Below are 20,405 nucleotides of genomic sequence, written 5' to 3'. Positions count from 1 at the left end.
GCGATCAGCCGTTGTTGTAGGGAAAGTACTTGAAGTAGGGCTGCGCCTCCTCGATCACGCGGGCGAAAGCGGCGCGCTGCACCAGGCGGTCATGGTATCGCTTGACGGCCGGGTATTTGTCGCCGAACGGCTCGACCTTGTTGGCGTAGAAGAGTGCGGGAGACGCCGAGCAATCGGCCATGCTGAAGGCGTCGCCCACCGCCCAGGTCTTCGTCTGCATCTCCTCTTCGACGATGGCGTAGGAATTGCGCAGCTGGGCGCGGGCCTGCTCGACGCCGAACGGATCGGTCTTGTCCTGCGGCCGCAACCGGTCGCCGACGATCTTCTGCATCGGTTCCTGCACATAGAAATCATAGAAACGATCGGACTGCCGGACCGCCAGCGCCAGGTCGATGTCGGCCGGAACGAGGTGGACTGGCCCCGGATAATGGGCGGCCAGGTACTCGACGACGATGGTCGATTCCAGCACCGTGCGGTCGCGCGCATCGTCGCGCAGGACCGGCATCTTGCCGGTCGGCGAAATCTTCAGGAAGGCCGCGCGCGACTCGGTGTCGCCGAGATCGACGATGACCGGCGCGAACGGTATGCCGTTCTCATACAGCGCGATCAGCGGCTTCCAGCAGAAGGAGGCCAGCGGATGGAAATGAAGCGTCAGGGACATTCTTTTGCTCGTCTGTTTCGAGATGCGCCAGTGGTCGGTACCATGCTGCTTGCCAGGATTGACACTGAAGCATTTACTTAACTATTGTGGCGGGCCTTGCTCGTCAAGGCCCGCGCAGGATGGCTCAATTGGCTTGAGCGTGGTCGACGATGGCGGAAGATATCACCGTCCAGTCGTCCGGGTGCAGCTCGTGGCCGCCACCTTCGATCCGAAGGATTTTCGCACCGGCGACAGTCTCGGTCAGTGCCTCGCCGTGCTCGACCGGAAAGATCGGATCGGTGGTGCCATGGATGACCAGCAGCGGCGCCGTCATCTCGCGCAGGCGACCCTTCCATGCCTCGCCGCCCTTGACCATGAAGTGGTTCGTCGCGCTCAGCAAACTGCCGGATCGATCGTAATCCTGTTCGATGAAGGCCCGCATCCCGGTCTCATCGAATGGATGTACGGTGCTAGCGATCGCCCGCGTATCCTTGACCATGAAATCGACCACTTGGCCACGGTCCGACCAATCGACTTTCGCGCCGTCCGCCGAATGCTTGATATAGACATCGCTCGTTTGTGGCAGATGCGATGTGTCGATCCCCAGGGGCGAGCTGCTGATCACGGTCAGCGAAGCGACACGGGACGGGTGCTTGAGGGCCACAAGCTGGGCGATCATGCCGCCCATGGACATGCCGACGACATGCGCCTTGCCGACGCCGTGGTCGTCGAGAACGCGCATCGCGTCGTCAGCCATGTCGTCGAATGTGTAGGGTGGCTCGCCCGGCGGATATTTGGTCGAACGCCCGGTATCGCGATTGTCATAGCGGATGACGAACAGGCCGCCATCGGCCAGTTTCCGGCACAGCGCCTCCGGCCACCAGAGCATCGAGGCCATCGATCCCATGATCAGCAACAGCGACGGGTTTGCCGGATCGCCAAAGGCCTCGGATACGATCTCGGGGCGCTCGATGGTTGTCATGGCTCGGCCTCCTCCTCAGCACTACTGATTGCTTTTTGCAATCGGTTGCACGATAATAAAACTGATACGATAATGCAACCGGTTTTGCGGAGAAAATCCCATGAGCATGGATCGCCGGTCCGGATGCCCGATCAACCTGTCGCTCGAAGTGTTCGGCGACCGCTGGAGCCTGATCATCCTTCGCGACATGATTTTTGGCGGCAGGCGCCACTTTCGCGAGCTGCTCAACGGATCGATGGAAGGCATTGCCTCCAACATCCTCGCTGACCGGCTGAAGCGACTGATGGGACTGGGCATGCTTACCAAGGCCGACGACCCCAGCCACAAGCAGAAGGCGATCTACAGCCTGACCGAGATGGCGATCACCCTGGTGCCGATCCTGGCCCACCTCGGTGCCTGGGGCCGCGTCTGGTTGCCGGTCAGCGCGGAACTCTCGATCCGCGCTGAACTTCTTGAAAATGGCGGGCCGCCGATGTGGGACAAGTTCATGGACGAGTTGCGCCACGAGCATCTCGGCATGCCGCTCGATACATCGGCTGGCCCTTCTGTCCGTGCGACCCTGCAGGCCGCCTATGAGGCCGTGGTCGCCGGCAAGGCCCCCGGCGCCAGCCCGGCCGCTTGAGCAACATATTTTCCCGTTTGAGGCCCGGCTCTGCTAGAAGGGGCGGAAAACCACAATTCACGGGATTGGATAAGGTCTTGGTTGAGAACTCTCGGGATGCTGCCCGCGCGCGTGCTGACCTGCGTTTCAAGAAGCAGGAAGAGGCGGCAACCGTCCGCCAGAAGGCGATGGCCGAATACGTCGCCGAGAGCGACGCCCGCCAGGCCAAGACCAACAAGCTGCGGGCGCTGCGTCTCGCCAAGGAAGCGGAAGACCTTGCCAACGCACCGGTGGCACCCGCCAAGAAGCCTGCCCGCGCCAAGAAAAAATAGCGTTGCCGGCCGGCACGATCGACTGCCGGTCCGGAAGCTGCAAAATGGCAACGCCATATCCGGATCTTTCCATTCCACCTCTTAACGCGAAGCAATTTCAACCGAAACCGGGATTTTGCCGTGCCCGCCGACGGTCGATGATCGGCGCGTTTTCAAACAGGAGACTGCCATGACCGCGCTGCCGCTCGAAAAAGCCAAGCAAATCATCGATGCCGCCTTTGCCAGGGGCGCCGATCTCAAGCTCAAGCCGCTGGGCATCTCGGTGCTTGACGCCGGCGGACATCTGGTCGCCTTCCAGCGCCAGGACGGCGCCTCGTTCCTGCGCCCGCAAATGTCGGCCGGCAAGGCCTATGGCGCGCTCGCCATCGGCATGGGCTCGCGTCGCGTCGAGGCCTTCGCCAAGGAGCGCCCGCACCTCGTCGCCGGTATCTCGGACGTGTCCGGCGGCCGCGTGCTGCCGGTCGTCGGCGGTGTGCTGATCCGCGACAAGGCCGGCGGCATCATCGGCGCTGTCGGCATTTCCGGCGATACGTCGGACAATGACGAAGCGGCGGCCATCGCCGGCATCGAAGCCGCCGGCTTCACTGCCGATCCGGGCTGAGCTTTAACAAATATTGCGGCCAAGGCTGCGTTGAGATTCAGGTAAGGCCGAGTCGAAAACGGTGGCATCCGAGAACCGTAGCGGAGCGTACTTTTGGGTACGTGAGCACCGGAAGTACAGGAGGCCGCCGTTTGCAGGCCGGCATCACCTGAAGATCAATGCAGCCTTAATTCAGATTGATGTCCCTGCTCGCCGACCGCATCGACACCGCAAACCCCGCCAGCACGTCGAACAGCGCGATGACCATCAGCGTGAAGAAGATGGAATGTGCCGCGCCCTTCACCAGCAGGAACTCGACCAGGAACGCGACGAAGACCAGCGTCGACAACAGATGATCCATGATCGAGGCGCCGGTCGTGCGCGCTGACTTCACCATTTCGGCGAAAAGGGAAATCAGCCCGATCAGCACTATCAGGTCGCCGAGAGTCATCGAGAACACTCCGCCCGACATCATGCGGAAGGAGAAGATTTCGCTCGCCCACGGATCGTCGCCGCCGCCGAATATTCCGAGCAGGCCGAGATTGTAGAGCACGAATGGCACGATCAAAAGCGGGACGGCACCGAACATCTGGCGTCTCCATATGGGGGCAATCTCTGTAGAATGCGCCACAGGCATGCCGTCAAGAATTTTCGTAAAATGCCACGAACACGGTCGAAGACCGGATGCAACAACCATGTCAGCCCTCGGCACAACGATCCTGATGAATATCGCCCACGGCAGGCATTTGGCGTTTGGGATAGGGTGAGCGGCCAAGCGACAATGCGGGCTGCCCGGTTATCGGCCCACCCAACGCAAAAGACCGGCCACCGGCCGGTCTTTCGAATGCTCAATACGTCGAAAAGCTGGTCTCAGCTTTCCTTGGGCGTCAACACCTGGCGGCCGCGATACATGCCGGTCTTCAGGTCGATGTGGTGCGGACGGCGCATTTCGCCGGAATTCTTGTCCTCGACATAGGTCGGGGCCTTGAGGGCGTCGGCCGAGCGGCGCATGCCGCGCTTGGACGGAGAGGTTTTTCGTTTCGGAACGGCCATGGATATGCTCCATTACATGGTCAAAAAGCCCCGCCCGCCCTCGTGAAAGGGCCGTGTCGGGGCCGGAATCTGAGAAAGTCGGGTGCCTATACACGCCCTACGCCGTTTTGGCCAGCACTGCCGCGAATTTTTTTGAGCTGGCTACTGCAGACAGCCGACATACGCGCCGGAGCGGCCGGCCCGCCGCTCGATCAGGTTGGCAAGCCGTCTCAGGCCGGGCCCGGGCTTTGCCGGATTGCGGGCGATCGGATTTGGCAGGGAGACGGCGAGCAGGGCGGCCTGCCGTCGCGACAATTGTTTTGCCGAAACGCCGAAATGGTGCTGTGCGGCGGCTTCGATGCCATAGATGCCCGGCCCCCACTCGGCGATGTTGAGATAGATCTCCATGATGCGCCGTTTCGACATCACCGCGTCGAAATAGACTGCCAGCGGCAATTCGACCACCTTGCGCACCGAGCCCAGCGGTCGTGACCAGAGAAAGAGGTTCTTGACCGTCTGCATGGTGATGGTCGAGGCGCCGCGCGTTGCTTCGCCGGCCAGCGCATCGTCGACGACGCCCCTCAGTTCGCCGAGATCGACGCCGCGATGAAAGCAGAACTGCCCGTCCTCCGACATGATGACCGAATTGGCCAGCACAGGTGCGACGTCGTCGATCGACACCCAGCGGCGGTCATAACCCGAGAATGCCGCCAGGTCCTTCAGCATCAGCGTCGAGACCGGATGCACGAAGGACGGCAGATAGAGGAACGTCAGCACCGTTGGTATGAGCGCCAGTACCGCGGCCACGACGATCCCGCGCCGGACCCAGCGCTTGAGACCGCGGCGGTTCACGCTCCGCGATCTGGTCGCCATGTCCAGCTTTTCGGTTTCATGATCGACGATCGGTTCCGCCAAGCCGCCCAACCCGTACTTCTCCCTGCTCCGGCATAATGGCGCTTGGCTTCTTGCGCAACGTCTGAGTGTCGGCTACCGGTCCCGACCATGACGAATGAGGACGAAATGGCGTTCGAAATGGCGCTCATCCGACGGGCCGCCGCCGTCGAGGTGCTGCTGCGGCGGTTGCTCGACGACCGCGCGCTTTCGGGCGAGATCACGCGACCCGACCGCCTGATGGCGGCGATGCGCCACGGCGTGCTCAACGGCGGCAAGCGCCTGCGCCCTTTCCTGGTCATGGAAAGCGCCGCCCTTTTTTCCGCCGATGGCGAGGCAGCACTGCGCGTCGCGGCCGCCCTTGAATGCGTGCATTGCTATTCGCTGATCCACGATGATCTGCCCGCCATGGACGACGATGACCTGCGTCGCGGCCAGCCGACGGTGCACAAGGCCTTCGACGAGGCAACCGCCATCCTGGCCGGCGATGCCTTGCTGACGCTGGCCTTCGACATCATTGCCGATGAGGCGACCATGCTGCCGGCGGAGCGGCGCGCAGCCCTGGTGCTGGCGCTGGCCCGCGCGGCCGGGGCCGGCGGCATGGTCGGCGGCCAGAAGCTCGACCTCGAGGCCGAACAGGCGCCGCCTGACGAGGCCGGCATCATCCGGCTGCAGGCGATGAAGACCGGCGCGCTGATCCGCTTCGCCTGCGAGGCGGGGGCGCTGGTCGCCGGCGCTCCGGCCGAGGACCGCGAGCGGCTGGCCGAATTCGGCTCGGCGATCGGCCTTGCCTTCCAGCTTGCCGACGACCTGCTCGACCTGACCGCCGATGCCAGCCAGATGGGCAAGGCGACCGGCAAGGATGCAGCCGCCGGCAAGGCGACGCTAGTGGCGCTGCACGGCGCGAACTGGGCGCGCAGCCAGCTTCACGGCCTCGTCGACCAGGCGCATGAATTGCTCGCGCCTTACGGGGAGCAGGCGGCGCTGCTGAAAGAAGCGGCGACATTCGTGGCGACCCGTAACAACTGACGTTGGGCCAGCCAAGACGTCGGCGCGATCGGATTGCGAAATCCGTCGCCACCGCTTCCAGACAATGGGGACCCGCGGCGCACAAGGAGGCGGCACCCTCGCCACTGCTTTCAACTTTGCAAACAACCGCTCGGTTTGCCGATTGCACGGGCCGCCCAGCGGCGATCCCTTAAATGTGATCCAACCGATCCTACCTGCGGAGCTCCGGCCCCCTACAATTTGAAGAGGCGCTTATGCGACGGCTTCATGGTCAGGCAGGTATGGACTTATGGTTACCCTCACGGTCAACGGACAATTGCGCACGGTCGATGTACCGGAAGACATGCCGCTTCTGTGGGTGCTGCGCGACCATCTCAATCTGGTCGGCACCAAATATGGTTGCGGCATCGCCCAATGCGGCGTTTGCACGGTGCATGTGGCCGGCAAGCCTGTGCGTTCCTGCCAACTGACAATTGGCGATGTCGGCACCCGCGCCGTCGTCACCATTGAAGGGATCGGCAACACGCCCAACGGCGCCAAGGTCCAGCAGGCCTGGATGGAAGCCGAAGTGCCGCAATGCGGCTATTGCCAGGCCGGCCAGATCATGTCGGCCACGGCGCTGCTGGACAGCAACCCGCAACCCGACGACTCCGACATTGACGCGGCCATGGCGGGCAATCTCTGCCGCTGCGGGACCTATATCCGCATCCGCCGAGCAATCAAGAACGCCGCTGCCAAGCCGGCCTGACCATGCAGAAAATCATCGGCACTGTCTTTGCTGTCATTGTCATCGCAGCGCTTGGTTTCGCCGGCTGGCTGTTCCTCGGCCGCGATCCGATGTCCTTTGCCGGCGGCTCGACCGTTGCGCTGGCGGATTACCATGGCGCCGATATCACCGGTGTTCCGGCCCAGCTCGCCAGTGCCGATCTGGTCAAGCGCGGCGAATACCTCGCCCATGCCGCAGACTGCCAAGCCTGCCATACCGCGCCGGGCGGCGCGCCCTTCTCGGGAGGTTTCGCCTTCAACATGCCGTTCGGCACGATCTATTCCACCAACATCACCCCGGACAAGCAAACCGGCATTGGCAACTACACTGACGCGCAGTTCCTGGCCGCTGTGCACAAGGGCATTCGCGCCGATGGCGAAAAGCTCTATCCCGCCATGCCCTACAGCTCCTACACCTACATGACCGACGCCGACGCGCTGGCCATCAAGGCGTACCTCTTCTCGCTGGCGCCGGTGCACGCCCCAACAAGGCAAGACCAGCTTTCCTGGCCCTTCAGCCAGCGCAGCCTGCTGGTGCTCTGGGATGTCATGTTCAATCCCGACAATCGTTTCCGCCCCAACGCCGGCCAGAGCCCGCAATGGAACAGAGGCGCCTATCTTGCCGAGGCATTGGGCCATTGCGGCGAATGCCATACACCGCGCAACCTGGCATATGGGCTGGACAATCACGGCAAATTCGCCGGCGCGCTGACCGCGGGCTGGCGCGCCTACAACGTCACCGGCGACAAGGCTTCAGGCATCGGCGACTGGAGCGACCAGGATCTCTATTCCTATCTTTCCACCGGTCATGCCAACGGTCATGGCGGCGCTGCTGGGCCGATGGGTGAGGCCACCGATGACAGCCTGAGCTATCTGTTGCCCGACGACACCCATGCCTTGATGGCGTACCTGCGCAGCATACCCGCCCATGCGAGTGACCTGCCCCGCACGGTCACGACCGCAGCGCCGGCGTCGTACAAGGAGGGCGTGGCGGCGGATGTCAATTCGCGTGGTGAAAAGATCTTCGCCGGCGCCTGCGCCAGCTGCCACGACTGGACCGGCGTGAGCCCGGTCACCGGCTATGCCACCCTGACCGGCGTGCGCGCGGTAAACGACCCCAGTGCCACGAATGTAGCGCAGACGATCATCAATGGCGTCAACCGCAAGACCGCCGAAGACACGATCTTCATGCCGGCCTTTGGTGAGGGCTATTCGGACGACGACATCGCGGCCGTGGCCAACTATGTCACCGCCCGGTTTGGTGCCGAAGGCGCACATTTGGCAGGCAAGGATGTGGCCGGTCTGCGAAAGCAGGCGTCCCAGCAATCTAAGGAGGCACCCAATGGCTGACATTCAGTCCAACTTTGCCCAGTCCGATGCCTACCTCTCGGCGCTGATACGCGAGGTCCGTTCGGTCCCGCCGACCAGTGCGTCGGTGACAATGGGACGACGCACCTTCTTCAAGTTGGCCGGCGCGGGCGTAGCGGGGCTGGTGCTGGGCTTTCACCTTGGAGACGCAGCGTTCGCGGCGGATGGTGCGAACGTCGATACGGCAAGCACCAAGGACCAGGCGATGAACGCTTTCATCCGTATCGCCCCGGACAACACGATCACAATTTATTCCAAATGCCCGGAGATCGGCCAGGGCATCAAGACCTCCTTCGGCGTCATCATTGCCGATGAACTCGACGCAGATTGGAACCACGTCGTGATGGAGCAGGCGGACATCAATCCCAAGGTCTATGGCAGTCAAGGCGCGGGAGGCTCGACATCCATCCCGCATGCCTGGGACCAGCTGCGTCAGGCCGGTGCCGGCGCAAAGGCGATGCTCATCGCCGCAGCGGCCGGGCAATGGAAGGTGGACCCGTCGCAGATCACCGCCAGGGACTCGATCTTGACCCATGCCGCCAGCGGTCGGTCCGCAACCTATGGGTCACTTGCCGCCGCGGCGTCGAAAATGCCAGTGCCCGATCCCAAGAGCTTGAAGCTGAAGGTTCGCGCCGAGTATCGCTTGATAGGCAAGCGCTATCGCGGTGTTGACGATCCCAAGGTCGTCAGTGGCAAGCCGCTGTTCGGCATCGATGTTCAACTCCCCGGCATGGTCTATGCGACCTACACCAAATGTCCGGCGGCGGGCGGCAAGGTCAAATCCTTCAACATCGACGAGATCAAGGCGCAACGCGGCGTGCTCGACGCCTTCGCCGTGGACGGCACGGGCATGGCGGTCGAAGTGATGCCGGGCGTCGCTATCGTCGCCAGGGACACCTGGAGCGCTTTCCAGGCCAAGAACAAGCTTCAGGTGGATTGGGACCTGAGCATGGCCTCGAAAGACTCCACGTCGCAATTCTCGGCCCAGGCCAGGAAGCTGGCGACAAATTTCCCGGAAAAGCCCGACGACAATGTCGGCGACGTGGATAGGGCCTTCGGCAATGCCGCCAAGACCGTGGAGGCCTACTACGAGTATCCTTTCGCCGCCCATGTGCCGCTTGAACCGATGAACACCACGGCGCACTACCATGACGGGGTGATGGAGATGTGGGTGCCTACCCAACAGCCCGATCGTGGCTTGCCGCTGATTGCAAAGGCTGCAGACATTCCGCCGGAGAAAGTCGTGATGCACCAGACCCGCGTCGGCGGCGGCTTCGGACGACGGCTGGTCAATGACTATGCCTGCGAGGCGGCGGCTATCGCCAAGAAGGTCAGTGCCCCGGTCAAGCTGCAATGGACCCGCGAAGACGATTTCGCCCACGATTTCTACCGGCCCGCCGGCTACCATCAGTTCAAGGGCGCGATCGACAGAGGCGGCAGGCTCGACGCCTGGCAGGAACATTTCATCACCTTCACCGCCGACGGCAAGAAGGAAGCCACGGGCGCCAACCTCACCGACAATCTGAGATATTCGATCAAGGCGCCCAATCTGCGCCGCGCCAAGACAATGTTCCCCTTGAAGATTCCCACCGGAGCGTGGCGCGCGCCGGGCGACAATGCCCAGGTCTTCGCTGCCCAGAGCTTCATGCACGAACTGTCGCTCGCTTCCGGCCGCGATCATGTCGATTTCCTTATCGACGCCGTGAACCGCGACGTGCCTGGTCTGGCGCCCAAGGACAAAAGCGTCAACTTCAGCCCCAAGCGGGCCACCGACGTGATCAGGATGTGCTCCGAGAAGGCCGGGTGGGGCAAGAAGTTGGCGAATGGGAGCGGTTTGGGCCTGGCCTGGTGCTATTCCCACGCCGGCCATGTCGCACAGTCGATTGAGATCAGCGTGGACACCGACAAGCGGATCAAGATCGCGCGCATCGTGGTGGTGCTCGATGTCGGCCCCATCATTGACATGGCAGGGTCCGAAGCCCAGGCGCAGGGAGCGTCGACCGACGCACTCTCAACGGCCATGGGTCTCAAGATCAACATCGAAAACGGCCGCGTGCAGGAGCAGAATTACAATGCCTATCCGATCCTGCGCATGCCTTTCGCACCAATGACGATCGATGCCTATTTCATCCAGTCGGACAATTCACCGACCGGCATGGGCGAACCTGCTTTCCCGGCGCTGGCGCCCGCGCTGGGCAACGCCATCTTCGCCGCCACCGGAGAGCGCGTGCGCCGACTGCCATTGCGCGATCTGGGCTACTCGCTGGCGGTCTGAGAGATCAATCGATGTTCAAGCGCTTCAAGCCACCTTGATCTTCATCTCTTCTTCGCCGCGCACCATTTTGGTCACAGCGGCGAAGTCGAGCTTGCCGGAACCGAGGACCGGCACTTTTGCAACGGCGCGGACTTCGGCCGGCACCATCAGGTCCATGGCGCCGTTCGCCTTGGCGAAAGTCAGGAATTCGGCGCGCGTGGCGTTGGCGGCCTCGGTGATCAGGATCAGCTTTTCGCCCTTGCGCGCATCCGGCACAGTAGCGACCGCAGAGAGCGAACCTTTCCACAATTCGCCGGCCAGCGCCTCGATAGCAGCCAGCGATATCATCTCGCCGCCGATCTTGGCAAAGCGCTTGGCCCGGCCGCGAATGGTGATGAAGCCGACGTCGTCGACGGCGACGACGTCGCCGGTGTCATGCCAGCCGTCTTCGAGTGGTTCGAGCACACCGGGCTTCTCGGCCCTGAGATAGCCGGCCATGACATTGGGCCCACGCACGAAAAGCCGTCCGCCATCGTCGACACCGGGCACCGGATCGAGGCGATATTCCATGCCGGGCATGATTTTGCCGACGGTTCCGGAGCGGTTGTACATCGGCGTGTTGATCGAGATCACAGGTGCTGTTTCGGTGACGCCGTAACCCTCGAGGATGCGCACGCCGAACTTCTCCATATAGGTCATGCGCGTCGCTGCCTTGACCGGCTCCGCGCCGGCAAAGCAATAACGTATCGAGCGGAAGTCATAGGGGTGTGCGGTGCGCGCATAGCCGGCGAGGAACGTGTCGGTGCCGAAGATGATCGTCGCGTTCGAGGCGTAGATCAGTTCTGGCACGATGCGGTAGTGCAGCGGCGAGGGGTAGAAATAGACCGGCACGCCGGAGATCAGCGGCAGCACCGTGCCCGCCGTCATGCCGAACGAATGGAAGATCGGCAACACGTTGAACACCTTGTCGCCCGAATGGAAGTCGATGCGCGAGGCAGCTTGGGCGGCATTGGCCAGGATGTTGCGGTGGGTGAGCACGACGCCCTTCGGCGTGCCTTCCGAACCCGAGGTGAACAGGATCACCGCGGCATCGTCGGGCTTGCGCGGCGCGCGTGGCGTGCTCTTGCGCAGCAAGCCCAGCAGCTTGTCCCTGAGGCCGACGGTGCCGCGCAAATCGTCGAGCCAGACGATGTCGACCGAGCGGCCGATTTCCTCGACCACCGCACCGAGCTTTGCCTGCTCGACAAAGGCGCGCGAGGTGAGCACGGTGCGCACTTCGGCCGCCTTGCAGGCGGACAGGATGTTTGCCGCACCGGCGGTGAAGTTCATCATCGCCGGAACCTTTCCGGCCGACATGACGCCGAGCAGCGTCGCGCAGGAGCCGTTGGCGTTCGGCAGCATGATGCCGAGCGTCTGCTGGCCGGCATAGAGGTTCTGGAATTTCTCGCCGAGCACCGCAGCGGCCGTGAGCAGCTTTCCGTAGCTCAGCGAACCGGTGACCGGATCCTGCACGGCGAGCTCTCTCATGCCGCGTTCGTTCGCCGTCTGGATGATCTTTTCCAGCACCGTCTTGTCGATGTCCTGGGTACGGAAGACGAGGTCCGACATTACCTGATAGAGGGCAGCGCCCGCCGCGGCGCGGCGCTTGCGGCCCTTTAGGTCCTGCAGCACTTCCAGCCTTACCGGCTCAAGGATGGTCACCTTGACCTTTGGGAACAGCCGGCGGCGCACATGCTGCGAGGTCAGCCGTGAAAAGTAGCTTTTCTCCAGCCCGTCGATGCGCACCGGTACGACCATCGAACCGGTCTTGTCGGCGACCATGGCGGCGCCGTCATAAACCTTCATCAGGCCGCCGGTGACGGTGATGCGGCCTTCCGGGAAGATGACAAGCGGGTCGCCGCCCTGAACGATCTTGATCAGCGTGCGGGTCGACATCGGCTTGGATGGGTTGAGCGGCAGCGCGCGGGCGAGTTTCATGAACGGCTTCATCCACCAGGCCTGGGCGATGGTGTGGTCGATGGCGAAGACCGGCTCCTCATCGGTCAGGGTCAAGGCCAGGGGACCATCGAGGAAGCTGACATGGTTGAGCGCCAGGATAGGTGCCGGGCCGGCGGCCTTGAGGTTTTCCATGCCCTCGACTTCGAGGCGGTGGAAGGCCCGAAACAGAATGGAGACAAAATCGCGGAAAGCGTTGGTCGGCAGGTATTTCAGCATCAGCCAGGCGGCGATGGCGTTGGCCGCAGCAAGGCCGAACAGGATGGCTCCGGTAGAGACGCCGGCTGACTGGATCGCGGCGACGAGTATGCCGCCGACCGTCATGAAGCCTGCGTTGACGATGCTGACGGCGGCGACGACGCGGGCACGACTCGCTTCGGGCGACCATGCCTGTACGGCAGCAAAGGTCGGCACCACGAGGAAGGCGCTGGCAATCGCCATGCCGGCGAGGTCGATCGCGACATGGATCGTGTTTGGCCCGGCGAAGAACAGGGCAAGGGTCTCAGTCCTGGGCGAAGGCTGCATGCTCCAGATGGTCCAGGCCAGGTCCAGTCCAAACAGCGCCAGCAGCGCCGTGCCGACCGGTGCAGGCAACAGCACGATGCGTCCCTGCGACATCCACGCGGCAATGGCCGAGCCAATGGCGATCGAAACGGCGAACACCGCGAGATAGGCAGTCACGGCGATCTCGTTGCCGCCGAGCGAATCCTTGATCAAGGTCGGCAGGATCGAAAGAACGATGGCGCCGATCAGCCAGAACCAGGACGTCATCAGCCCGGCGCGCCAGATCCGCTTGTCGCCACGCAATCCGTTGACCTGCCGCCAGGTCGAGCGAAAGACGTTTTTGTCGATGACGAGGTCGGGGGCGGCAGAACCGGTGGACGGGATGTAGCGGCTGACGATCCAGCAACTCACGGCGAGGATCATCATGATCGGCCCGAAGACCGAGACGCCTATGCCATCGGCCGAGACGATGCCGCCGGCGATGGTGCCACCGAGGATGGCGGCGAAGGTCGCCGATTCGATCCATGCGTTGGCGCCGGGCAATTCCTTGCGCTCGAGATGATCCGGCAGGATGCCGTATTTGATCGGTCCGAACAGCGCCGAGATGATGCCGAACATCAACAACGCCACCATCAGCACCGGTATCGACGACAGCGCGATGCCGACGACCGCGACGCCAGCAGCGGCGATCTCGGTGAATTTCAGCCGACGGGCGATGAGGGCCTTGTCGAAGCGGTCGGCGATCTCGCCGCCAAGGGCTGACAAGAGCAGGAAGGGAGCCATGAAGACGGCACCGGCCAGGGTGACCAGTGATGCCGCCTTGTCCGCCGCCAGCGTGAACAGAATAAGGAACACCAGCGTGTTCTTCAGGAAATTGTCGTTGAAGGCAGACAGGAACTGCGTCCAGAAGAGAGGCGCAAAGCGCCGTGTCATCATCAGATGACTGTTCGTATGATTGTTCGGAGAGATGTCCATGGCGGCGACTTCCATTGGGCAAGGCCGTTGAAGTCCTGGTCCGATCAATCAACGGTCTTACGCGGTTTGAGCGTAGTGGTAGCGGAAACCCGGTTACACTTCGTTACTGCGGTTGGCGTCATCAGCTGTGTCTCGGTCTTGCGCGTCAGGCAGCACCTTGACGATCGAGGTATGCACGAGCCACGATGGCGAAACTGGCCGTGGCGAACGCTTCCCGGGTGCTTGAGTTCATGGGCGCTTAGTTGTTGGTGGCCATCGATATGATCCTTTCGTTTCAGCCTTAAGCCGGGTCGCTGGTGGTCTGTTTCAGGCCGGATACAATCAAGCCGACTTGCCGACAGCGTTTCCGTCAGCCGTTCGAGCTTCGCGCCGGCGCATGGTTCGCCCGACGAACGAAATTTTAATGTAAATGAAGCGTAATCCCGGTCATTAAAATGATGCGTATGTGTTGGGGTTGCGCATGCCGGAATATTCGTCCTTCATCCGTTCGGTCCGGGCCCGCTATATTTCAGGGTTGCTGATCTTTGCGCTGGCTTCCGCCGCCATCGTGATCGCGCTCGATCGGGTCAATTCCTTTCGTCATGACATCGATGCGCTAAGCAGCAACCTCGTCGTTTTCACCCGCGACCTGCGCAACGCGACCAGCTTTGCCGAGACGACCGGTACTGCATGGCGGGCGGAGACGCGCGATGCCCTCACCTCATCGGCGCGCGGTCATTCGGAGCGCCTGACCGGCGAGATCGAAATGCTGACCGCTCAGCTTGCCGCGATCAAGCCGCGCCTTTCGGTGAAGACCATCAACGAGCTCGAAACCGCTTCCGTCAACGGCGACCTGTTCTGGTCGCCGCGCGACATGGTGCGCAACTTCAACCTGATGTCGATGGCGCAGAAGGTCGATGAATGGAGCTATCGCGAAATCCGCAACCAGAATGACCTGTTCGCCCAACCCATGCTGGTCCGCGTCCGCACCGCGATGGACGACGAGCGCCATCTGGCCGATGTCTCCAGCGACAGGCTGTTGCTGTGGGCGAGCGGCATCCTGTTCGCCGCCCTTGCCATCGTCGCCTTCTGGATCTTTCGCCCGATGGAAGTGGCCATCCGCCGCGCCTTTGCCGAGTCCGCCGAATCCCTGTTCAAGGCCGAGGCCGCCGACCGCGCCAAGTCGGAATTCCTGGCCAATATGAGTCACGAAATCCGCACGCCGATGAACGGTGTGCTGGGGATGGCCGAGCTGCTGGCCAAGACCGACCTGACGGCGCGCCAAAAAACCTTTACGGACGTCATCGTCAAATCCGGCAACGCGTTGCTCACCATCATCAACGACATCCTCGATTTCTCCAAGATCAATGCCGGCCAGCTGACCCTCGATCCGGCTCCCTTCCGTCTCTCCGAGGCGGTCGAGGACGTGGCGACGCTGGTGTCGGCGCGCGTCGCCGAGAAGAACCTCGAACTGATCGTGCGTGTCGACCCGCGGCTGCCGGCCTATGTCGTCGGCGACGCCGGACGGTTCCGGCAGATCGTCACCAACCTGCTCGGCAATGCGGTAAAGTTCACCGAAAAGGGTCACGTGCTGATCGATGTCGGCGGCGAGATCGTCAACGACGTGGTCCAGCTCAAGGTTCGCGTCGAGGACACCGGCATCGGCATACCGGCCGAAAAACTGCAGAACGTTTTCGAGAAATTCGCCCAGGTCGACGGGTCGTCGACCCGCCGCCACGAGGGCACTGGCCTTGGCCTCGCCATCGCCGCGCGCCTCGTCGATCTGATGGCGGGCAAGATCGGCGTCGAGAGCGAGATCGGCCGCGGCTCGGTGTTCTGGTTCGCGGTGCCGCTGCCGGCGCACCACGCCCTGGCGCGCGACGAAATCGTGCCGGTCGACGTCACCGGCGCGCGCGTGCTGGTCATCGACGACAATCCGGTCAACCGCGAAATCCTGCTCGAGCAGCTGAGAAGCTGGAGCTTCGACTGTGCCGCCGCCGAAAGTGGTGCCGTGGGCCTGGCCTTCCTCGATCGCGCCTTCCAGCTGGGCGCCGCCGTCGACTGCATCATCCTCGACTACCAGATGCCGGGCATGAACGGCGCCGACGTTGCCAGGGCCATCGCTTCCGATAGCCGGCTGGCTTCCATTCCGGTGGTGTTGCTCACCTCGGTCGACCAGGTCGATTTCGGCAAGATGATCATCGACTTCGGCATCGCCGCGCACCTGACCAAGCCGGCGCGTTCCGCTGTCCTGCTCGGCACCGTCATCTCGGTCATCCAGAGGGCCCGCTCGCAGGTAGGCAAGGCCCAGTTCGTCCGCGAACCGATCGTGCCGATTCCCCCGGCTGCGCCACCCGCTTTCACCGTTATCCGGGGCCCGGCTATACCGGTTGCCGCAGCACCGGAATCGACGGCTACGCTGAACGGTCCGATCGACATCCTCATTGCCGAGGACAACGACGTGAACCAGTTGGTTTTCGGCCAGATCCTTAACGGCCTTGGCCTCAGCTATCGCATTGCCGGCAACGGCCGCACGGCGGTCGAGATGTACCGGGCGCTGCGCCCCAGGCTGATCCTGATGGACGTCTCGATGCCGGAGATGAACGGCTACGAAGCGACCCGCGCCATCCGTGCGATGGAGACCTCGTCGGGCACGCACATCCCGATCATCGGCGTCACCGCGCACACGCTGAAGGGCGATCGCGACAAGTGCATCGAGGCCGGCATGGACGACTATCTGCCCAAGCCGGTTTCACCCGACCGCCTCGGCACCAAGATCGGCACCTGGCTCAGCGAGACTGTGGTGGCGAAGACGGCTTAGCCCGCAGCCATCGGCACATCAGGCGGCAGCGTCCAGACGATAGCGGCGCATCCAGTCAAGGCTCGTCTCGTCGGCGAGCTTTGCAACACCTGGCTTTATGTCATCGGCGATCGGCGCTTGAACGCCCAAGGCTCCGCAGATGTCTAGCAATGTCGCGGCCGGGTTGGCGGCAAGGCGCTCGTAGCCAAGCCGCAGCGGAATTATGCCTTGCTCTACGAACCAAATGTTCCACGCGGCATCATAGGCCTCGAGCTCCGTGACCTCACGTTTGAGCCGCTCGAAATCATATTGCGGTTCTTTCGCGGGTGCGACCCTTTCGATCTCGGTTCCGTCGGGAGCGATATGCCAAGGACCGGTTTGCTCTGCCTTGACCAGGGAAACAGCCTGCGCAAGCTTGTTCTCACGCGAGAGATGCATGTAGAGAACACGGCCGAATGCTTTCTCGAACCGCGCTCTGTCCGATGGAAGTTTTGGGAAAACCTGGTCGAGGATCGCTGAAAGCTCATCCAGGTTTTCCCGCATCAGACGAAGACCGAAAATGCCTGTCCCACCCCTGCCATTGGCGATCGCCGCCTTGAGATAGGCGGCATTGAAGTCGAGCTCGCTCATCGTGTCGCGATCGGGCAGGCCCCACTCTTCGGCCCACTCCGACAAATCCTGCCGCCGATAAAATGAGTGAGGATTGCCAGCCGTCTTCGTGGACGCCAGAAGCTTGCACAGCAAAGTGCTTCCGGTCCTCGGCGTGCCACAGATGATGTATCCGTCAAACATGTCACGGCTCTCGCGGTTCGTCGGTGGCAAGGCTGTCGCCCCTTGGCAAGAATGGTCGCGCTATAGCTGAAATCTTTGCTGGATGCGACGGGCACACTCCTGCGAGGTCAGGACGCTGGTGTCGACTTCGAGGTCGTAGCGAATGTTCTCGTGCACGCGCCCATATTGCCAGCGCGCCAGGCCCGGCAGCCGATCGGCACGCTGGGCTTCGCGCGCCTCCAGCACCTCCAGCGGCGCCAGGACAGCAACCACATGGAGGTCGAAGGCCGACAGCAGTTCGAGATATTCGGACATTTCGCCGTTGCAAAGCACTTCGTCGACGATGAGGTTGTTGCCTTGCCCAGCCATGGCGGCGATGGCGTGGCGCATGCCGCGCAGGGTCCGCGCCCCCACCGGTCCGGTTCTGATCACGACCGCAGGCTTGCCGTCCTGCCGGATGGTCTCATACGAAAAGCCATCCGCATGGTCCTGCAAGGCGTCTGGCAGCATCTCGATGAAAGTGTCCATCTGGACATGCAGGAAGGGCGCGGCGGTGATCTGTTGCAACGCCCTTGCGATGGAGCTCTTGCCGGCACTGCCGACGCCATTGAGCAGAATGATGCTGGCTTTCACGTCATCGCCCCTTTTCGGCCAGAACATCTTGCCCGCCACGGGTCAGACTACCGGTTGCGCACCACCACGCACGCTCCGCCGACGCTTTGCAATTTCTGGCAGATGACATTGGCAGCGGCGCGGTCGTCGACACCGATCCTGACCGCGTAGATGCCGCGCCGGCCGATTGGCGTGCGCACCCGGCTGACCACCGGATCATGGCCGCTGAGCAAGGCCGGGAAGCGGCTCCTCACCCGCAGCCACTGACTGATCGCGGCGCTGCGGCGGAAGTTGCCGGCCACTTGGATACCCCATGGTTTTATGTTGATCGAAGCCATTGCCACGGTCTGCGACATGATCACCGGCAGCCTGCGGCAAGCAACGGCAAAATCCGCCTTCTGATCGAGCGGCTCGACCTTTCCGGCATAAGCTGGATCGGTGAACTTATCGACCGGCTCGCCCATGATGTCGAAAACATAGCTCTCGGTCTCCATCGGCAGGAAGCCGCCGGAACCGAGCCAGCGCGACACCCGGCTTTCGCCGGCATTGTAGGCGGCGGCCGCCAGGCCGAGATTGCCGTAGGCACCCTTCATCTCGGCGAGATATCTCGCCGAGGCAGGGATCGCCTGGTTGATGTCGAAGGAGTTGGCAAGGCCGCGCATCTTGGCGGTGCCCGGCATGAACTGGGCGATGCCTTCGGCGCCGACCGGACTGACGGCGTTGGGATCGAAGCGGCTTTCCTTCCAGATCAGCCGGGCGAAGAAATCCCTGGGCAAGCCGTTCTGGTCGGCATGGGCCTGGATCAGGGTGCAGACCTTGTCGATGAGCCGCTGCTTGGCGGATTGAGGAGGGTCTGCCTGAACCAGCGTCGACCAGCCCACTCCGAACATCAAGATCAGCGCCGCCCACAGGAAACGCTGCATGGCGCCTACTCGGCCGCGGCCTTGCCGCGACCAAACCGTTGCTCGATATAGTCTGCGACCATTTTTTCGAAATCCGCCGCGATCGACGGCCCGCGCAGCGTCGCTGCCTTCTTGCCGTCGACGAAGACAGGCGCCGTCGGCGTCTCGCCGGTGCCGGGCAGCGAAATGCCGATATCGGCATGCTTGGACTCACCCGGGCCGTTGACGATGCAACCCATCACCGCGACCTTGAGGTTCTCGACGCCGGGATATTTTTCGCGCCACACCGGCATGTTCTTCCTGAGATCCGCCTGGATGTTCTGGGCAAGTTCCTGGAACACGGTGGAGGTCGTTCGGCCGCAGCCCGGACAGGCCGCGACGATCGGCACGAACTGCCTGAACCCCATCGTCTGCAACAGTTCCTGCGACACCTGCACTTCACGCGTGCGATCGCCGTTCGGCTCCGGCGTCAGCGAGATACGGATGGTGTCGCCGATGCCTTGCTGGAGCAGGATGCCCATGGCGGCGGACGAGGCCACGATGCCTTTCGAACCCATGCCGGCCTCGGTCAGGCCAAGATGCAGTGCGTGGTTGGAGCGGGTGGCGAGTTCGGTATAGACGGCGATCAGGTCCTGCACGCCGCTGACCTTGGCCGACAGGATGATTTTTTCACGGCCAAGGCCGATCTCTTCCGCCATTTCGGCCGACAGGATCGCCGACTGCACGATCGCCTCGCGCGTCACTTCCTGCGCCGTCAGCGGAAAGCCCTTGGCCTGGTTGTCGTCCATCAGCCGGGTCAAAAGCTCCTGGTCGAGCGAACCCCAGTTGACGCCGATGCGCACCGGCTTGTCATATTTGATCGCCATCTCGACGATCGCAGCGAACTGCCGATCCTTCTTGTCCTTGAAGCCGACATTGCCCGGATTGATGCGGTATTTGGCCAGCGCCTCGGCGCAGGCCGGATGGTCGGCCAAAAGCTTGTGGCCGATATAGTGGAAATCGCCGACCAGCGGAACGTCGACGCCGAGCCGCGCCAGCCTTTCGTGGATGCGCGGCACGGCCGCAGCGCTCTCGTCGCGATCGACGGTGATGCGCACGATCTCGGAGCCGGCGCGGTGCAGCGCCGCAACTTGCGCAACCGTCTGGTCGACATCGGCCGTATCGGTGTTGGTCATCGACTGCACGACAACCGGCGCGCCGCCGCCGACGACCACGCCGCCGACATCGACGCCGACCGAGGTGCGGCGGGGGAAGGGAGAGGAAAAATATCCGGTCATGCCCGGCAGCCTTTTGTCTCTGGAGCGTCATGCGTCCACTCGGACGCACACAAACGCCCCGGGCCGATGCGCTAAGTCCGGGCATGAGGTGGAGGAGCAAAGATGGCTTGTCAATGGCGACAGGTCGCCACTGGCCG

General features: G+C 62.8%; 18 protein-coding genes. 8 read left to right on the top strand and 10 right to left on the bottom strand.

What is annotated here, in order from left to right; translation table 11 throughout:
• Positions 1 to 4 precede the first annotated feature (4 nt).
• Entirely contained in the window at positions 5 to 661 is a 657-nt protein-coding gene (locus tag AC1DYW_RS23125) for a glutathione S-transferase family protein (protein ID WP_477227735.1), read from the bottom strand.
• 124 nt (positions 662 to 785) lie between these two features.
• Positions 786 to 1,622, bottom strand: coding sequence for an alpha/beta fold hydrolase (locus AC1DYW_RS23120; protein WP_477227734.1), 837 nt, complete (start codon positions 1,620 to 1,622; stop codon positions 786 to 788).
• Positions 1,623 to 1,722: 100 nt separating this feature from the next.
• Here AC1DYW_RS23120 and AC1DYW_RS23115 point away from each other — a divergent pair, with 100 nt between their 5' ends.
• From AC1DYW_RS23115 to AC1DYW_RS23105, 3 genes are all read left to right on the top strand, one after another.
• Positions 1,723 to 2,244 carry a winged helix-turn-helix transcriptional regulator gene (locus tag AC1DYW_RS23115; RefSeq protein WP_477227733.1) on the top strand — a complete coding sequence of 174 codons (522 nt, stop codon included), beginning with the start codon at positions 1,723 to 1,725 and terminating at the stop codon, positions 2,242 to 2,244.
• Between the two features lie 77 nt (positions 2,245 to 2,321).
• Positions 2,322 to 2,555: a hypothetical protein gene (locus tag AC1DYW_RS23110; RefSeq protein ID WP_457150457.1), complete on the top strand. Its 234-nt coding sequence runs from the start codon at positions 2,322 to 2,324 to the stop codon at positions 2,553 to 2,555.
• A gap of 169 nt (positions 2,556 to 2,724) precedes the next feature.
• On the top strand, positions 2,725 to 3,156 hold the full coding sequence (locus tag AC1DYW_RS23105; RefSeq protein WP_477227732.1) for a GlcG/HbpS family heme-binding protein: 432 nt from the start codon (positions 2,725 to 2,727) through the stop codon (positions 3,154 to 3,156).
• A 166-nt stretch (positions 3,157 to 3,322) separates the two neighbouring features.
• Here the strand turns inward: AC1DYW_RS23105 and AC1DYW_RS23100 are convergent, their stop codons facing one another.
• The 3 genes from AC1DYW_RS23100 to AC1DYW_RS23090 all read right to left on the bottom strand — a co-directional run bounded on the left by AC1DYW_RS23100 (position 3,323) and on the right by AC1DYW_RS23090 (position 5,091).
• Positions 3,323 to 3,724, bottom strand: coding sequence for a hypothetical protein (locus AC1DYW_RS23100; RefSeq protein ID WP_095089382.1), 402 nt, complete (start codon positions 3,722 to 3,724; stop codon positions 3,323 to 3,325).
• 281 nt (positions 3,725 to 4,005) lie between these two features.
• Positions 4,006 to 4,188, bottom strand: a complete 183-nt coding sequence (gene rpmF / locus AC1DYW_RS23095; protein WP_008834724.1) for a 50S ribosomal protein L32 — start codon at positions 4,186 to 4,188, stop codon at positions 4,006 to 4,008.
• Positions 4,189 to 4,329: 141 nt separating this feature from the next.
• A complete protein-coding gene (locus tag AC1DYW_RS23090) occupies positions 4,330 to 5,091 on the bottom strand; it encodes a biosynthetic peptidoglycan transglycosylase (RefSeq protein WP_477227731.1) in 762 nt (253 codons plus the stop codon).
• 78 nt (positions 5,092 to 5,169) lie between these two features.
• On the opposite strand from AC1DYW_RS23090, the gene AC1DYW_RS23085 reads away from it, so the two are divergent.
• The 4 genes from AC1DYW_RS23085 to AC1DYW_RS23070 all read left to right on the top strand — a co-directional run bounded on the left by AC1DYW_RS23085 (position 5,170) and on the right by AC1DYW_RS23070 (position 10,474).
• Complete coding sequence (locus tag AC1DYW_RS23085; RefSeq protein ID WP_477227730.1) at positions 5,170 to 6,087, top strand: polyprenyl synthetase family protein; 918 nt, start codon at positions 5,170 to 5,172, stop codon at positions 6,085 to 6,087.
• Between the two features lie 268 nt (positions 6,088 to 6,355).
• Positions 6,356 to 6,814 carry a (2Fe-2S)-binding protein gene (locus AC1DYW_RS23080; protein WP_457150452.1) on the top strand — a complete coding sequence of 153 codons (459 nt, stop codon included), beginning with the start codon at positions 6,356 to 6,358 and terminating at the stop codon, positions 6,812 to 6,814.
• 2 nt (positions 6,815 to 6,816) lie between these two features.
• Positions 6,817 to 8,181, top strand: a complete 1,365-nt coding sequence (locus tag AC1DYW_RS23075; RefSeq protein WP_477227729.1) for a c-type cytochrome — start codon at positions 6,817 to 6,819, stop codon at positions 8,179 to 8,181.
• Positions 8,174 to 10,474: a xanthine dehydrogenase family protein molybdopterin-binding subunit gene (locus tag AC1DYW_RS23070; RefSeq protein ID WP_477227728.1), complete on the top strand. Its 2,301-nt coding sequence runs from the start codon at positions 8,174 to 8,176 to the stop codon at positions 10,472 to 10,474. Before AC1DYW_RS23075 ends, AC1DYW_RS23070 begins: the two co-directional genes overlap by 8 nt.
• 24 nt (positions 10,475 to 10,498) lie before the next feature.
• Here AC1DYW_RS23070 and AC1DYW_RS23065 read toward each other — a convergent pair whose 3' ends face one another.
• Positions 10,499 to 13,927, bottom strand: a complete 3,429-nt coding sequence (locus AC1DYW_RS23065; RefSeq protein WP_477227727.1) for an acyl-[ACP]--phospholipid O-acyltransferase — start codon at positions 13,925 to 13,927, stop codon at positions 10,499 to 10,501.
• A gap of 460 nt (positions 13,928 to 14,387) precedes the next feature.
• On the opposite strand from AC1DYW_RS23065, the gene AC1DYW_RS23060 reads away from it, so the two are divergent.
• Complete coding sequence (locus AC1DYW_RS23060) at positions 14,388 to 16,727, top strand: response regulator (protein ID WP_477227726.1); 2,340 nt, start codon at positions 14,388 to 14,390, stop codon at positions 16,725 to 16,727.
• Positions 16,728 to 16,745: 18 nt separating this feature from the next.
• On the opposite strand, the gene AC1DYW_RS23055 is transcribed toward AC1DYW_RS23060, so the two are convergent.
• Genes AC1DYW_RS23055 through ispG form a run of 4 tightly spaced genes read right to left on the bottom strand, consistent with a single transcriptional unit; the run spans position 16,746 to position 20,268 of the window.
• Entirely contained in the window at positions 16,746 to 17,498 is a 753-nt protein-coding gene (locus AC1DYW_RS23055) for a Stf0 family sulfotransferase (RefSeq protein WP_477227725.1), read from the bottom strand.
• Positions 17,499 to 17,558: 60 nt separating this feature from the next.
• Positions 17,559 to 18,110, bottom strand: a complete 552-nt coding sequence (locus AC1DYW_RS23050) for a phosphotransferase-like protein (protein WP_477227724.1) — start codon at positions 18,108 to 18,110, stop codon at positions 17,559 to 17,561.
• Positions 18,111 to 18,157: 47 nt separating this feature from the next.
• Positions 18,158 to 19,012 (bottom strand): transglycosylase SLT domain-containing protein, encoded by an 855-nt coding sequence (locus tag AC1DYW_RS23045; protein WP_477227723.1) that lies wholly within the window; start codon positions 19,010 to 19,012, stop codon positions 18,158 to 18,160.
• Between the two features lie 5 nt (positions 19,013 to 19,017).
• Positions 19,018 to 20,268 carry a flavodoxin-dependent (E)-4-hydroxy-3-methylbut-2-enyl-diphosphate synthase gene (ispG, locus tag AC1DYW_RS23040; protein ID WP_095089394.1) on the bottom strand — a complete coding sequence of 417 codons (1,251 nt, stop codon included), beginning with the start codon at positions 20,266 to 20,268 and terminating at the stop codon, positions 19,018 to 19,020.
• Between the last annotated feature and the right edge of the window lie 137 nt (positions 20,269 to 20,405).

The sequence above is a fragment of the Mesorhizobium sp. P2_D5 genome, assembly GCF_056404355.1.
Note: the sequence above shows the minus strand (reverse complement) of the source record. Positions and strands in the feature narration are given on the sequence as shown.

Excerpts from the sequence above, each read along its gene's own strand:
- AC1DYW_RS23085 (WP_477227730.1), top strand. The coding sequence starts at position 5,170 with ATGACGAATGAGGACGAAATGGCGTTCGAAATGGCGCTCATCCGACGG.
- AC1DYW_RS23045 (WP_477227723.1), bottom strand. The coding sequence starts at position 19,012 with ATGCAGCGTTTCCTGTGGGCGGCGCTGATCTTGATGTTCGGAGTGGGC.
- AC1DYW_RS23105 (WP_477227732.1), top strand. The coding sequence starts at position 2,725 with ATGACCGCGCTGCCGCTCGAAAAAGCCAAGCAAATCATCGATGCCGCC.
- AC1DYW_RS23075 (WP_477227729.1), top strand. The coding sequence starts at position 6,817 with ATGCAGAAAATCATCGGCACTGTCTTTGCTGTCATTGTCATCGCAGCG.
- AC1DYW_RS23120 (WP_477227734.1), bottom strand. The coding sequence starts at position 1,622 with ATGACAACCATCGAGCGCCCCGAGATCGTATCCGAGGCCTTTGGCGAT.
- rpmF (WP_008834724.1), bottom strand. The coding sequence starts at position 4,188 with ATGGCCGTTCCGAAACGAAAAACCTCTCCGTCCAAGCGCGGCATGCGC.
- AC1DYW_RS23115 (WP_477227733.1), top strand. The coding sequence starts at position 1,723 with ATGAGCATGGATCGCCGGTCCGGATGCCCGATCAACCTGTCGCTCGAA.
- AC1DYW_RS23060 (WP_477227726.1), top strand. The coding sequence starts at position 14,388 with ATGCCGGAATATTCGTCCTTCATCCGTTCGGTCCGGGCCCGCTATATT.
- AC1DYW_RS23055 (WP_477227725.1), bottom strand. The coding sequence starts at position 17,498 with ATGTTTGACGGATACATCATCTGTGGCACGCCGAGGACCGGAAGCACT.
- AC1DYW_RS23065 (WP_477227727.1), bottom strand. The coding sequence starts at position 13,927 with ATGGACATCTCTCCGAACAATCATACGAACAGTCATCTGATGATGACA.
- AC1DYW_RS23125 (WP_477227735.1), bottom strand. The coding sequence starts at position 661 with ATGTCCCTGACGCTTCATTTCCATCCGCTGGCCTCCTTCTGCTGGAAG.
- AC1DYW_RS23080 (WP_457150452.1), top strand. The coding sequence starts at position 6,356 with ATGGTTACCCTCACGGTCAACGGACAATTGCGCACGGTCGATGTACCG.
- ispG (WP_095089394.1), bottom strand. The coding sequence starts at position 20,268 with ATGACCGGATATTTTTCCTCTCCCTTCCCCCGCCGCACCTCGGTCGGC.
- AC1DYW_RS23100 (WP_095089382.1), bottom strand. The coding sequence starts at position 3,724 with ATGTTCGGTGCCGTCCCGCTTTTGATCGTGCCATTCGTGCTCTACAAT.
- AC1DYW_RS23070 (WP_477227728.1), top strand. The coding sequence starts at position 8,174 with ATGGCTGACATTCAGTCCAACTTTGCCCAGTCCGATGCCTACCTCTCG.